The sequence below is a fragment of the Millionella massiliensis genome (assembly GCF_900104655.1).
GTDB lineage: Bacteria > Bacteroidota > Bacteroidia > Bacteroidales > Rikenellaceae > Rikenella > Rikenella massiliensis.
On record NZ_FNWD01000002.1, the window covers coordinates 1,320,317 to 1,335,336 of the forward strand.

Sequence of the window (15,020 nt, forward strand, 5' to 3'; positions counted from 1 at the left end):
TTTCTCATCTTCCCTGCCTTTGATTATCCTCTCCTTCTCACGTGATACTTCATTGAAGTTCTTGGGAAGGAGAGTTGTTTATTTAAAGAAACCAATCTTTTTTATTTAAAAAACCTATTACATACCATAGTATACAATCGCTGGGTTAGCGTGCGCATTCCATCGGTCAAAAAATACAACCCAGCCCAGAACAAACAAGCCATCACACTCGTAATCACCGACGCATAGAGTAGCCACCCTCCCCATCCATGTGCAGAAGGGTCAAATGCAACGATGTGGTCAATAAGACATACGCCTGCAAACAAAGGGATCAAGATAGCCAAGTGTCGCGCGACCCGTTTCCAATAATGCCACACCGAAAGATGAAAACCCTTGGAGTATAAGAAGTAGGGTTTCCAAATAACAACTATGGCCAGCATACTGAATGTCGTTCCGAGCAGGACACCATTCAGTCCCCAGAAGTGTCCCAGCAGAATGGAAAAACCGGCATTCAGCGCTGCTTCGGTAATAGGTGCCCATATGTCGTAAAAAAGTCCATAAGCAGCATTGAAAGTGTCAGCCACTCGCGTAAACATGATAAACAAGTTCAGCAGAATGAGTGCGACCGTAGTAGCGGGGAGCACATATTCCGCACCAACCCAGAGGGTGATAAATGGATTAATTGCAAACCAGAGTGCCCCCACCAATACGGCTGCCACCCAATACCTCAAGGCAAAGATTTCGGCAAATACCTTCAGTACCTGCGAAGTATTCCCTTCCGCGACGAGTTGCCCTACACCGGCATCGGCGCTGCCGAGCAGTTGTGAAACCAGTTGTTGTACTTTAGCGATGATGAGGGTGTAGTTGGTGTAGAATGCCACCATGGAGAGTGAAGTATATGCATAGACAAAGACCGGAGATAAATTAAAAAGCACTGTTCCGGCCATTTTATGCACAAAAATTTGCTTGGTGTACTTAATAAAATCGGGATACTTTTTGAGTAGTGTTCTCCCTTCTTTAAGCGTAGTTTTCAGCCAGGGGTAGGTTTTATTAATCCGAACATTAAGAATCAAACTATAGATAATGGAGAATGAAATCTCAATGGTAACCCACCAATATGGATTTGCGGTTTTGTAGAGCACCAACATCTGAATAAAAAGCCTCAGAATATTGGCACTTTGGTAATATGCCGTCACCACATACTGCCGTTGGTCAGCATTGAGCAAAAGTTGTCTATAGTTGATAAAGTAGCCTAATACGGCACTGACAAGGTAACAGAGAAACGTATAATATATCAATAGATTATCGAATGGAAATTTATCGAGAATCCATGGTAGAAATAATGCCAAAATAGATGCACCCGCGATAACAATCCACCCGATTTTTCGGTACACATACCCCAGCACGGAGACAATCTCATTGATTTGTTGCCTGTCTTCATTGACTAAGGGTTTATAGAGCATATATCCGATAGCCGCTCCAATGCCAAGTTCGGCAAGGTTAAGCAACCCCAACAGATTGGAGAGAGTTGTAGTAAGCCCAACAAAATCAGCCCCAAGTTTTTCGAGAAAAATACGTCGGGAGAAGAACGTAACAACCAATACCAGTACGTAGAACAATAGATTCATCCGGGCATTTAGGATGCTTTTATGTACTCTGGATTCTCGAACCATGTTAGCTGTTTATCACTTCATTGTATAGCTTGACCCACTGCTCTCCAATGGCTTGGCGGGAGAATCGACGCATACTCTCAGGGCCCTTATATGCCATTCGAATGCGTACTTCGGGCTGTGTTATCAATTGATTGACTCGTTGGATAAACATTTTCAAATCATTATTACGCACAATATAACCGTTTACTCCATTGGAAATCAAATCATGCACGCTTTCGAAACTGTCCATCACTACTGGAACACATCCTTTTTGCATGGCTTCGCATAGTGTCATACCCCACCCTTCGAAAGCTGATGTCATGACAAATATTGCAGCCTTTGTATAAAAAGGTTCAGGGTTTTGCTGTCTGCCTTCAAAAATAACCCGTTCTAATTGCCATTGTTGAACTAGTTTTCTATACAGATATTCATCAGGGCCAAAACCGACTACTTGCAAATTCCAATCCGGATGGAGGAACTGCAACGTTTTCCACATCTTTAGAATTAAACTGATTCGTTTATGTCGTTCGTCAAAACGAGCAACAACAAGAATTGTCTTTTCTTTGTGTATGATCTCCTCTGCAGAGGCTTCATTTTCCCAAGAAACCGCATTACCAATTGCTCTCATTTTATTCGTCGACGGTAATTTATACCATTTACGATATGGCTCGAAGAAAGCCGAAGACAATAGAACGAATCTATCCGCCAGCAAATAAGCATTTCTAAAGTTAGAACGTTGAAGCTTTCTAATGTGGAGCCAATATAAAGGCCACACAATCATCTTAATTGCAGTCTTGAGTTGTTCCGCTCCCCCTAATTTGTATTGTGCTTTCATCACCTCCCACATCCCCCGCATTTCATAACCGGGCCGGGTATGAAATTCAGTTATAACTTTACAAGTTGTTCCAACTACAGCTTCCCGAGCTAATTTTGACTGCCATCTTCCTACAGGAACTGACAGGATGTCAATTCCTAAAATAACAATTAATTGATGGACCTTTTCTGCAACTACCTCCTCTGCAGTTGATACTGAGGTAAAGGGAATTTCGTGTATGCGAGGATGGATAGATGGCGTGCAATGAAACGCAACATAAATTTCCATCCCTGGCTGATCAGCCAAATAACGCAGTCTATTGTAAATCGTACGAGACTCACCTGAGTCATCCATGGTAATATCACGATTGTAGAGGACAAGAATTTTCATAACAACCAATTGACTGTGTGATTCAAATAATTATATCGTTAATTTTACAGCAAAAATAATAATTACCGAAAAGCAACAACGGAAAGTTTCTCTTATATCCCGCCTATACATTTATCCCCGCCATTTATCTACGAGTCTTGACAACGCCGCAAAAACGGGTCACGTTGTAAAAGGGGATTATGACAGATGCTTTTATTAAAATAGTGCTCATGCCTTGCGTGATAATGAAAAGGGTAAACGTTTACGAACGGCATTCGCCAATACCGATGTATAGGCACAACAGGTCAGCCACCAGCCGACGGCATTAGCCAGATGGAGAGTCATCGACTTTATGTTAGAGGTACTTCGAGATGATAAAGCGGCTCCCGCTGCCAGCCGTAGATAACGATACACCAACTCCTTGTGCATCTCTGCTCCCATTTGCGGGGCGTAATACTTGGCTATGAAAAAATGGTCGTGGAAGTAGTGCCACGTGGTACGATTTTTGGCCGAAATATCCCGAACCGTATGCTGAAAGCTGTCGCAGTAGTAGTCGTACCCGGACAACAAAATACGCAAATATAAATCGATCTCCGGGGCATATTCAAAGTCGCGGTCGTTGTACAAAAACGGTTTGTCGTTGATATCAGTTCGGATAAATATCGTTTCAGAAGGCGGGGGAACCTCTTGGAGCGAGTATATATGTCGGGCTGCCTCCTGGGCTGCCATCAAACCCTGATATCCACGCGGACGGAGTTGGTTACCGGTAGCGTAAACCCCGATGTTCGGTTGTTCAGAGAGCTTCTCGTAGGCTGTCTGCAGATAGGCCGGAAGAAATTGGTCGTCTCCTTCGAGCATAGCAACATAACGTCCAGTCGCTAACCGTACCGGTTCATTCCAATCTTCCACCGTACGAGGCACATAATTTCGAACTTCATATCGATAGGGAAAGGCATAACCTTGAAAAGTTTCTGAAGCAAAAAAACGTTCGATTTCTGCTCGAGAATTATCCGTACTACCACAATCAACAATTATCAACTCGAAATCCCGAAACTGCTGATAAGCAACCGAGCGAAGAGCTCTAAAAATGGTTGTCCCACGATTTGTTACGGGCATGCATATACTGAAAAAAGGTACATTAGCCAACATAATCCAAAATGGTTAACAGATTATCAACCAGAGTAATACCAGACGTGGCATATTCTCCGGTTTTAAGATGTTTACTGTACAAGTACACGGGTATTCCTTTTTCAGCCACAGCTTGAGCATATTTCATTTCAACTTCAATGTGGAACTCAATATCCGGATACAGATCAATAAATTCCACCGAGCTATCTTTAAATAATAGAACTTCAAAGGGAAGATTATTTTTTAACAACCAGCCACGAGTCAAGTTATACAAATCTGGATACAGAGGATTATTTATAGGCCGTGAAGTGGCAAAAATAATACTGTATCCCCGATCGACTAAAGCATGTAACAAGTCAGCACCTTCTGTCCGCACGGGCAAATTGCCCTTAAAGTCACTCCGGCGATAGTCGGCTTTATACTCTTTATAGAGAGGCTCATAGTTCTTAGCCTCATGTACAGTGGTGTATCTTGTTCCGCAACGTTGAGCCAAATAGTCTAACCAACACTCTGGATAGTAGTTGAGAATACCATCTATATCACAACTGATAATACGTTTAGCAGTCATACTTTGAGAAAAATCGCATTATTTATATTATGCAAATATAAATATTTTTTACCACATTTAACATAACGACCTACCATTTCACATGATAAACACAAACAGCACGTACTATCTAAAATTTGCATAAGCCTTAGATCCAGTCTATCTTTGTAAAAAAATCCAGCTGCATGAAACGGATTATCATTATCGACCATGAACCGCTGACGCTGCGACGAGAACAAATTTTCCATATGGAGGAATTTCTAGCAGCAGGATTCGAGTTGGAACATTGGGACATGTCGCAGTATTTCTTCCCAGGAATGACACTCCCTAATACACTCCAGAAACCTTATGGCTATTCATTGAACTCACTCGAAGAGCTTGAAGAACGACTGCGTGAACAACCCCTGGATCAAACGCTCTTTATCGTAGAATTTTTTAACCGATGGTGTAATCGCAAAGTGTTCCGTTTGCTGAATCAGTATGGATGTTTCACTGTGAAACTGGAACTCTACTCCACAGCGACCTTGGACGAGTTGCCCTTTTGGCAGAAAGTGAGTCTCTCGTCTCCCAAACAAATAGCAAATGGGATATTCCACCGTATCGAAGAGGCAGCATATCGTCTTTACCAATTTCAACATCATTTTAATCCCTATCAATACGCGATTCGTTCGGGATGTAAATTTCCAGCGGACCTCTACATCAACCATCCCGACTGGGAACAATATATGACAATCAAAGATGAGACATCAAAACCTCAAAAGCCATATGCGGTCTTTTTGGATGAATACTTTCCATTGCACCCCGACTTGCGATATTTTTTGGGCCAAGACGGTAGCGGTGCAGTGGAATACCAACACAGTATGAATCGTTTTTTTGAACAAGTCGAACAACGCTACGGAGTAGAGGTGGTGATAGCAGCACATCCCAAATCCGATTACAACGAGCAAACCTTCCAAGGACGTCGGATTATTAAATATCAGACTGCAAAATTGGTCCGTGATTCATCAATGGCGTTGATGCATAGCAGTGCAGCCTTTTCGTTTGTGGTGATGTTTGACAAACCGCTTACATTGCTCACGACTCAGGGTTACCATCGTGCCAAGCACCAATATCAACATCTGCAACGATTGTCTCGTATGAGTGGTCTTGGTATAGTAGATGTAGATGGAACTGTGAAATGGAGTTCGGTAGGTTGTCGTGTGCCAAGTTCGGTGCGTGAACGCTATATCTACGAATACTTGACGGTTCCGGGAATTGAGCACCTGACAACGCGAGACATTCTACAGGCAGCGTTTTCGGAACTGACCTATGCTTCTCGTATAGGCAAGCCTTAACGGAGCAATTAATGGGAATTTATATTGTCATAGCTTTTGTATGTATTCTGTTCAGTCTGCTGGAAAATGTGGCCGCTGGACGTGCACCTTATCGAATGGTGCATCTCTATTTTTATGTAGCGATATGTCTGTTGTTGTTTTTTGTGGCGGGAACGCGTGAGTGTGGTTTCGACTACTATAACTATTACCGATACTTTGAGGAACTCAATAATCCCCATTGGCTGAGTCGTGGGCTGAAAATTGGCTCGGAACCTGGGTACTCTCTGTTGAACTATTTGACGGGGAATTATGTGTTTGTTATTCTGGTGATGAGTGGGCTGATTGTGGGGATGCAATGCCTCTTTTTCTGGAAATATTCCCGATTACCCATCTTATCCCTGGTTTTTTATTTGGGGTTGTTTATGTACCCCTCCACGATGGGGCAGTTCCGACAAGCTTTGGCGATGGCGTTTGTTTTGTGGGCTATTGTAAACCGAGAGAATAAAGGAAAATTCTTTGGTTGGATTTTACTGGCCATGATGTTCCATTTTTCGGCTATTATAGGGATATTGTCTTTATTTGTACCTAAGAAAGTCCAATCATTCAAGTTTTACGTCATTGTTTTTGGACTTGCAGTTGTATGCAGCGTAACAACACAAATTGCATATTTACGATTCATTGACATGATGCCAACTTATGTGGCAACAAAATTAGCACATTACGCATCCGTCGAAGGAACTGCACTAGGTATTAATTCCGCTGTCATGTTGCGGGGATTTGTATTTTTCGCATGTTACTATTATCGTAAACGATTATTTACTATCCCCCACATGGAGTTTTTTCTGAACATCTACTTTTTATCGTTAATTATTTATACGGCACTTGGGTTTGCCCCCCAAGTTGCGGGACGAGGTAGTATATATTTTTCTATCTTTGAGATAATTATTATTGCTAACCTTGTATTTACCCTCAAAGGTATTCGACGATATGCAGTGATGTTATTGTTCATCAGTTTCTCCATATATAGGCAATGGAGTTTTTTTGCAGAATGGGAACAGGATTATATCCCATATAGAACGTGGTTACTTAATATGTTTGGATAACTATGAAAGTTGTATATTGTATACTGGGAACATTTAATTCGGGAGGGATGGAACGAGTGTTGTGCAACAAGGCTAACTGGCTGGTGAATAACGCTGGCTATGAAGTTAGTATTGTGACCACTGACCAAAAAGGACGAAACCCATTCTTCGATTTTTCTCCGAAAATCCGGATGTGTGATCTACAAGTGAACTACACGGATCTGCAGGGTAAAAATTTTGTGGCCAAAACCATCGGATTCCTCCGAAAACAAAAACTCCATCGACAAAAACTCCAATCCTTGCTCGATGAAATTCGGGCTGATGTGGTGGTCTCCATGTTTGGTCATGAAGTCAGTTTCTTATATCGAATGCGCGACGGGAGTAAAAAAGTACTGGAGATTCATTTCTCCAAATACTTTCGACTTCAGCAGCAGCGGGGAGGAGTGTGGTGGTTGGCTGACAAATGGAGAACCTGGAAGGACCAGAAATATATCCGACAGTACAATAAATTTGTTGTACTGACGCATGAAGATAAGGCCTACTGGGGTAACCTTCCGAATATTGAGGTTATATACAATGCGGCGACGTTCACTCCCTCCGAAACAGCACGATTAGAGAATAAACGTGTACTGTCAGTGGGGCGATTGACATTCCAAAAAGGATACGATATGCTTCTGGAGGCGTGGGCAAAAGTGTATGCACTCCATCCCAACTGGAAACTGACAATTGTCGGCGGTGGTGAGGAACATGACGCTCTTCAGCAACAAATCAGTCGTTTAGGCTTAACTGATACTGTCGAATTAAAAGCACCGACCTCCCAAATACAGGAAGAATATTTATCCAGTTCTATCTATGTGCTCAGTTCTCGGTTTGAGGGCTTTGGCTTGGTTTTGGTAGAAGCCATGCGCTGTGGTCTCCCGGCTGTTGCTTTTGCCTGCAAATGTGGCCCTCGGGATATTATTTCTCACCAACAGGATGGGCTTTTAGTCACAGAAAACGATATTATTGGATTAGCTAATGCTATCTGTCAACTTATCGAACACCCTCTTCTGCGGAAACAAATGGGACAGGCGGCTATGTGCAAAATATGTGAGAATTTTAACGAGCAGAACATAATGGAACAATGGCGTCAGTTGTTCATGCGATTAACAACAAATACAAATAATCTGTAATTCATGAAAAAAAAATTAAAAATACTAATATTGACAGCATATCCCCCCTGCCGGAACACGGCTGGCCAAAACTATACTCGGTTGTTAATTGAGGATATGATACTTCATGGAATGGAGGTCGATGTAATTTATTTTGATTATCCGGGACATTCAATTGAATTGTCTCAGCAAGTAACCATTCTCCAGAAGTTAGCTTTAAATAAAGCTCAAAGAATCAAATCATACCTATCAAAGATATGGATATTTCCATTATTTATTGTTCGTTATCGAAGGAAACTGCATCAATACATACAACAAATTGCAAAAGATTACGATATTTTATATTTTGACTTTAGTCAAACCTTCTTATATGCCTCTCGCATAAAACATCCACATAAACTTTTCATGGCTCATGATGTGATTTTTCAGCGTTATCAACGAAAAAATACGCTATTGGGATTATGGAGCCGAGTAACTGAACGGAGCCTACTGAAAAATGCCACCAACATCTTCTGCTTCAGCGAAAAAGACCAGAAACTATTGAATGAAAATTACCTAGTATCTGCAAAAACGATCCCATTTTATATTGACAAAAATATTATTACAATTGATTATCTCAACGTATCCGTTGACAATTATTTTGTAATCTATGGAGCATGGAACAGGCCGGACAATAGTAATGGGCTACAATGGTTTCTCCATCACATATATCCGTACGTTTCTCATATTCATATCCAGATTGTTGGAGGGGGAATGAGTCCCTCACTACAAAAAGAAATTACGCAATATGCTAATATCAAATATGCGGGTTTTGTAGAAAATCCATATGAAATTATTGCTTCAGCACAAGCACTTATAGCTCCCTTATTACAAGGTGCCGGAGTTAAGGTGAAAGTAATCGAGTCACTAGCCACAGGCACTCCTGTAATTGGAACCTCGATTGCCTTAGAAGGAATTCCAAGAGTATTTTATGATTGTGTTCCCCCATGCCTTTTCCCGGCTGAAACAGCAGAAGATTTCATTGAGCAGCTTATGGGCTACAATTCCATAGAGGCTGCTTATAAAGCAAACTTGAAAAAACAGTTCCAAACACACTATGCTTCTTCGAACATGGTGGACTTTTTAACTTCCATTGATTCAAAATGATTGTTGCCAGTATCGTAACTTATAATACTGAATGGGAACAACTGCAAACCGTTCTGCAGTGTGCACTCCGGGCGGATGTGGGCCATATCTTCGTGGTGGATAATTCTCCATGTGACTCGCTCCGAAAAAAGCTCGACAACTTTTCCAATAAAATAGAGTATATCTTCGGTCAAGGTAATGTAGGATATGGTGCCGCACATAATATAGCCATACGACGAGCAATGGAATGTCAGGCTAAATACCACATCGTTTTGAATCCCGATATTGAATTCAAATCCGATGGAATTCAAAAATTGGCACAATACATGGAGCAACACCTCAATGTAGGATGGGTCATGCCTAAAGTAATATATCCCGATGGGAAATTACAATACCTGTGTAAACTTCTCCCAACACCGTTAGATCTCTTCGGAAGACGTTTTTTAGGTTTTATGCCGATAATCCAAAAACGCGATGAACGTTTCGAAATGCGAATTACAGGGTATAACAAGGAAATGGATGTTCCTTTTTGTTCGGGATGTTTCATGTTCCTACGCGTAGAGACGTTGCAAGAAGTAGGGATGTTCGATGACCATATTTTCATGTATGCTGAAGACTTGGATCTATCGAGACGCATTCATACCTCAGCACATTGGGTCACCCGTTTTTACCCGGAGGTCACAATCATACATGCTCATAACAAAGAGTCTTATCGAAGTAAAAAGATGTTATGGGTTCACATAAAATCCATTATTTACTACTTCAACAAATACGGATGGTTTTTTGACCGTCAACGCAGGCAAATAAACAGAAAAATTCAAGAACAAGCATGTTTCACCTCGCACAATTCATAAAAGACCACGTGACCGGACGGCAAACCAGCATGTTTGCCGCAGATATTGAAGCTAACCGAAAACGACTGACTGACGAAATCGCAGGTAAATCCGTTCTGGTGATCGGTGGAGCAGGTACCATCGGCTCTTCCTTCATACGAGCCATTCTGCCCTTCCGCCCCGCTGCACTAACCGTCGTCGATATCAACGAAAACGCACTCACAGAGCTCACCCGAGACCTACGATCGACTCCGGGAGGCTTCGTCCCCGAACAATACGTCACCTACCCCATGAACTTCAACGATGCGGTATTTGACAAGATGTTCCGTGCCCACCGGGGATTCGACATTGTCGCCAACTTCTCGGCACACAAACACGTCCGCAGCGAAAAAGACGTCTATTCGGTCGAAGCACTGCTCGAAAACAACGTTCTACGCGCCCGCAAGCTGCTGCGTCTGCTCGAAGAGTACCCGCCACGACACTACTTCTGCGTATCGACCGACAAAGCCGCAAACCCGGTGAACATCATGGGCGGCTCGAAAAAAATCATGGAAGACATGATCATGGCCTACAGCGACAAGTTCCCCGTTACCACCGCCCGATTCGCCAACGTTGCATTCAGCAACGGCTCGCTACCCGACGGATGGATGCAACGCATCGCACGCCGGCAACCCCTCTCGGCACCGAACGACGTGACACGATACTTCGTATCCCCCGATGAGAGCGGTGAAATCTGCATGTTGGCCTGTATGCTCGGCAACAGCGGTGAAATCTACTTCCCGAAACTCAGCAAGGAACAGGTCAAGACCTTCTCGTCCATCGCCTCCGAGCTGCTGCAAACACTCGGCTACCGTGTTGTTGAATGCCAGTCGGAACAGGAAGCCATTGACATGGCAGCCCGTCTGACCGATACCGACAGCGATTACCCGGTTTACTATTCGGGCAGCAACACCACCGGAGAAAAGTCCTACGAAGAGTTTTTCACCGAAACCGAAACGACCGACATGACCCGCCATGGAGCACTGGGTGTTGTGACCGGCCTTCAACCCCGCCCGATGGCCGAGATAGACCAGCTGTTTGAGGAATTGACAGCAGCATTCGAGAAACCCGATACGACAAAAGCCGAGATCGTCGTAATTATGAAACGTTTTCTCAAGAATTTCGATCATCAGGAAAAAGGGCTCTATCTTGATTCGAAAATGTAACGAATCCTATCAGAACATACAACGCGGCATGTCTTCAACATTGAAGGCATGCCGCTTATTTTTAATAGATTATTTCGATAGATTAATTCCATAAATAATATTTTCATTACATACCCGCGACAGGTACTCCACCATTCCATATTCCAATGCCGCATTCGGATTCAATCAACCATCGCTTGCCTCACACCTATCCTCCCCGATCCGCATATTTCGCACACTCACCCAAAACTCTTCGATACTGCGATATATCCGCAAGAAACCATCTATAATATTATGCACACCTCCGGATCCTTACAATGTAAGGATCATAGCATTCCATTCACTCCACGAGGTTGACTACGTTCATCGCACTTCCTATTAAATGATGGTTCTTCTCAATACACAGCTATTACCAAACTCAGAATACCCTATCCATGGCATTTTGAGTGAAAAGATGATTGAGTTTCATGCGGTAAAATTACCTTCACAGTATGCCAAATCATGACATACACCAGGCACATTAAACGCACTGCCAAAATATATTCCTCACCAAACAACAGATACAGCCCAACACCACGCCATCAATCGAGCGATTATATTCCACTTCTGCCCGGCTGGAATGATTCAACTACAAACGGGGGTACACTTATTGAGTCAGTTGACAATAACCCAAAAGGAAGAGAGATAGAACGTGAGGCTATTGGCAGGCTACATTGCCAATCCAAGAAATACAAATACCCCGCCACAACAAATCACACCACACGGGTAACATGCGATAAATCAAGAAAAAAGACACACAGATAAGTACAAAATCACGAGTTAAAATCGTACCTTTGATAACCTCCAAACCCAAACCGACCATGAAACGTTACCTGTTGTTACTGGCCCTGCTGCTGGGCAGTCTGTGTGCCCGTGCTGCCGGCGAGCCCCGCATAATCCGCCTGCCGGAAAAACCGACCGACGTTCAAACCTTTGCCGCTTCGGAGCTCCAAAAGTACATCTACCAACGCACCCACCGCCTGCTTCCCATCCGCACAGGCAGTTCCGCTTCGACACCTGCACTCAGGCTTGCCACCGACACCACCCTCGGCACCGAGACCTACGCCATCTCCCGTGAGAACAACAGCCTCACGATCTGCGGCGGATCAGACATCGCGCTGCTCTACGGAAGCTACGCCTATGCCGAATACCTCGGTGTCCGCTTTGCCCTTCACGGCGATATTCTGCCCGACACCCCCTTCGACCGCTCGCTGCTCGACTGCCCCACCGGCCGTCACACCCCGCTGTTCGCCATCCGCGGACTGCTTCCCTTCCACGACTTTCCCGAAGGGCCCGACCTCTGGGACGAAGACATGTACAAAGCCTGCCTCAGCCAGATGGTCAAGATGAAGATGAACTTCTTTTCGCTGCACACTTACCCCCACGTCGAGCCCAACGTATGGATCGGACAGCCCGGCGACGTCCGTGCAGACGGCACCGTGACCCACTCCTACCCCACCACCCTGGCCAACACCGCCCGGGCCGGAGCCTGGGGCTACTCCGCCATGGACACCCGCACGTACAGCAGCGGAGCTGCCACACTCTTTGCCGACTCCGTTTACCAAAGCCCGCTGCTCGACGGCGCCTCGCCCTGGCCCCGGACACCGGAGCAGATGAACCTCATATTCGACCGCACCGGCCAGCTGTTCCACAACGCATTCAGTCTGGGACGTGACCTCGGAATCCGATTTTGCGTCGGAGTGGAGACCCCGCTCTCCGTACCCAAAGAGGTTGCCGACCGGCTTCGCGAACAAGGCCGCGACCCCTACGCACCGGAGACCATCGCCGACCTCTACCGCGGTATCTTCACCCGCATCACCCGCACCCATCCCATCGACTACTTCTGGCTCTGGACCCCCGAAGAGTGGACCTGGGGCACCCCCTCCGACGCCTCGATCCGCAATACCATTGCCGACGTCCGGATCGCGCGAGAAGTCCTCAGCAAAGAATTCGACAGCCTCGGATTCGGACTCAGCGGCTGGGTGCTCGGCCCGCCCGACAACCGGTGCCTGTTTGACACCATCCTGCCCTCCGGCGACTTCCTCGCCTCGCTCAGCCGCCTCTGCGGCCAAGAGCGTCTCGACCTGGGTTACGCCCAGCTGCCCGCCCAGCGGAAACGCGTTCCCGTGCTCTGGCTCGAAGATGATCCTGCGCTGACCACCCCCCAATTCTGGGTCGGCCGCCTGCGCAGCGACCTGGCCGAGTGCCACGGCATCGGCTGCCACGGCGTGATCGCCAACTTCTGGCGCACCGGTTCCATCGCCCCCAACCTAATGGCCTATGCCCAGGCCTGCTGGGAACAGCAGGAGTGGAATCCCGACTTCGGCAAACCCTATACACCGGCGCCGGAGACCAAGAGTGACCTTCGCCTCGGCGGCGTCGGCACCAACTACTACCACTACATCCGCGGCACCGAAGACCAGTACCTGTTCAACACCCAGCGCTACGACCTCGAAGGATACCGGATCAATCTTCCGAACGGAACCTACCGAATCACCTTCCTGTTCAGCGAGACCCGTTACAAGAGTGCCGGAGAACGCATTTTCGACATCTCCATCGAAGGAGAGCCGCTGTTGACCGACATCGACGTTTTTGCGCGTGCCGGCAGCGACAGCGCCTATGCCCTGACCACCCCCGAATTCCGCGTCGACGACTACACGCTCGACATTCGGATGATTCCCCGCGTGGGCCCGACCTTTCTCTCGGCCTTCGTTATCGAAGGACAGACCGACGACGTCAATCAGGTCAAAGGCGAGCCCTACAAACGCAGCATCGACGTGGGCGGAGGACTCTACAAGGAGTTCGAAGCCGACCTGAACGAGTTTCAGACCAACACCCCGGCCAAACCCCGCGACCTGCCGAGCGAAAGTTTTTATGCCGACTACGCCCGCGCCATGTTCGGAGCCGAGGTGGCGCCCCGTGTCGCATCGATCTTCGCCTCGCTCGACGGCACCCGCGGCAACGACGGCTTCCGCGACTTCCGGATGCCCCGTCCTGCCACCTGGATCACCGGCCCCGGCGTCATCAACCCCAACGAGACAGACTGGGCCGAAGAGTCCGCCCGCTATGCCTTTGTCGACACCCTGATCCAGTTGCGCGATGCGGTGCACGGCACCGGCAACCTCGAACGCTACGACTACTGGCTCAACACCTTCCGCGCCCTGCGGACCATGGGGCATCTCGGCTGCCAGCGGGGCCTGCTGGATCGTCAGATGAAGCAACTCGCCGCACTGCCGACCGATCAACGTGCGGCCTTCGCACGTGAGAAGATCCTGCCCGAGCGAATCGCCCTGGCCCGGCTGTGGGAGGAGATGATCCGCTACCTGCTCCCCACGGTCAGCAACACCGGGGAACTCGGCACCATTATCAACCTCGAATCGCAGACCCGCGGCACCTACAGTTTCGTGACCCGACACGATGCCCAGATCGAAGCAGCACTGGGTACGACACTGCCCGCCGAAGCGCAGCTCTCCACCGCGTACACCGGTTCTCCGCGGATGTTCGTTCTGAACGAACGCTCCACGCTGAGCCGCGGCGAAAGCTACACGCTTCGGGTGAACCTGCTCGGCAGCGACCGACTGACCCGTGCCCCGGTTCTGAAATACCGTGCCCTGGGCGAAAAGCGCTACCGCCAGTTACCACTAAAGCGGCAAACCGACCGCACCTACGAAGTGACCGCCCCGGAGCTCGACGACCAGACCATCGAATACTATATCGAAGCCGAGTTCGACGGGGAGCCCATAACCTACCCCGCCACCGCACCGGAACTGAACCGCACCTGGAGCCGATTCTAAGACGACAAAG

The 15,020-nt window shown here is 46.8% G+C and carries 11 protein-coding genes; 7 read left to right on the forward strand and 4 right to left on the reverse strand.

Annotated elements, in window-relative coordinates; all coding sequences use genetic code 11:
- Positions 1–101 precede the first annotated feature (101 nt).
- From BQ5379_RS05215 to BQ5379_RS05230, 4 genes are all read right to left on the reverse strand, one after another.
- Positions 102–1,607 (reverse strand): lipopolysaccharide biosynthesis protein, encoded by a 1,506-nt coding sequence (locus BQ5379_RS05215; RefSeq protein WP_143039396.1) that lies wholly within the window; start codon positions 1,605–1,607, stop codon positions 102–104.
- A 46-nt stretch (positions 1,608–1,653) separates the two neighbouring features.
- Positions 1,654–2,835, reverse strand: a complete 1,182-nt coding sequence (locus BQ5379_RS05220) for a glycosyltransferase (protein WP_071134460.1) — start codon at positions 2,833–2,835, stop codon at positions 1,654–1,656.
- Between the two features lie 207 nt (positions 2,836–3,042).
- Positions 3,043–3,963 carry a glycosyltransferase family 2 protein gene (locus tag BQ5379_RS05225; protein WP_083377603.1) on the reverse strand — a complete coding sequence of 307 codons (921 nt, stop codon included), beginning with the start codon at positions 3,961–3,963 and terminating at the stop codon, positions 3,043–3,045.
- Entirely contained in the window at positions 3,953–4,510 is a 558-nt protein-coding gene (locus tag BQ5379_RS05230) for an HAD family hydrolase (protein WP_071134462.1), read from the reverse strand. The genes BQ5379_RS05225 and BQ5379_RS05230 overlap by 11 nt, the downstream gene beginning before the upstream one ends.
- A gap of 164 nt (positions 4,511–4,674) precedes the next feature.
- Between BQ5379_RS05230 and BQ5379_RS05235 the strand changes: the two genes are divergently transcribed.
- The 7 genes from BQ5379_RS05235 (at position 4,675) to BQ5379_RS05265 (ending at position 15,010) form a co-directional block, all read left to right on the forward strand.
- Positions 4,675–5,823: a hypothetical protein gene (locus BQ5379_RS05235; RefSeq protein WP_071134463.1), complete on the forward strand. Its 1,149-nt coding sequence runs from the start codon at positions 4,675–4,677 to the stop codon at positions 5,821–5,823.
- 11 nt (positions 5,824–5,834) lie between these two features.
- Positions 5,835–6,905, forward strand: a complete 1,071-nt coding sequence (locus BQ5379_RS05240) for an EpsG family protein (protein WP_083377604.1) — start codon at positions 5,835–5,837, stop codon at positions 6,903–6,905.
- Positions 6,906–6,952: 47 nt separating this feature from the next.
- Positions 6,953–8,056, forward strand: coding sequence for a glycosyltransferase family 4 protein (locus BQ5379_RS05245; protein ID WP_235846031.1), 1,104 nt, complete (start codon positions 6,953–6,955; stop codon positions 8,054–8,056).
- Positions 8,057–8,059: 3 nt separating this feature from the next.
- Positions 8,060–9,181 carry a glycosyltransferase gene (locus tag BQ5379_RS05250; protein WP_083377605.1) on the forward strand — a complete coding sequence of 374 codons (1,122 nt, stop codon included), beginning with the start codon at positions 8,060–8,062 and terminating at the stop codon, positions 9,179–9,181.
- Positions 9,178–10,014 carry a glycosyltransferase family 2 protein gene (locus tag BQ5379_RS05255; RefSeq protein ID WP_071134467.1) on the forward strand — a complete coding sequence of 279 codons (837 nt, stop codon included), beginning with the start codon at positions 9,178–9,180 and terminating at the stop codon, positions 10,012–10,014. The genes BQ5379_RS05250 and BQ5379_RS05255 overlap by 4 nt, the downstream gene beginning before the upstream one ends.
- Positions 9,990–11,198, forward strand: a complete 1,209-nt coding sequence (locus BQ5379_RS05260; protein WP_071134468.1) for a polysaccharide biosynthesis protein — start codon at positions 9,990–9,992, stop codon at positions 11,196–11,198. The genes BQ5379_RS05255 and BQ5379_RS05260 overlap by 25 nt, the downstream gene beginning before the upstream one ends.
- An 839-nt stretch (positions 11,199–12,037) precedes the next feature.
- Positions 12,038–15,010, forward strand: a complete 2,973-nt coding sequence (locus BQ5379_RS05265; protein ID WP_143039397.1) for a malectin domain-containing carbohydrate-binding protein — start codon at positions 12,038–12,040, stop codon at positions 15,008–15,010.
- Positions 15,011–15,020: the final 10 nt, after the last annotated feature.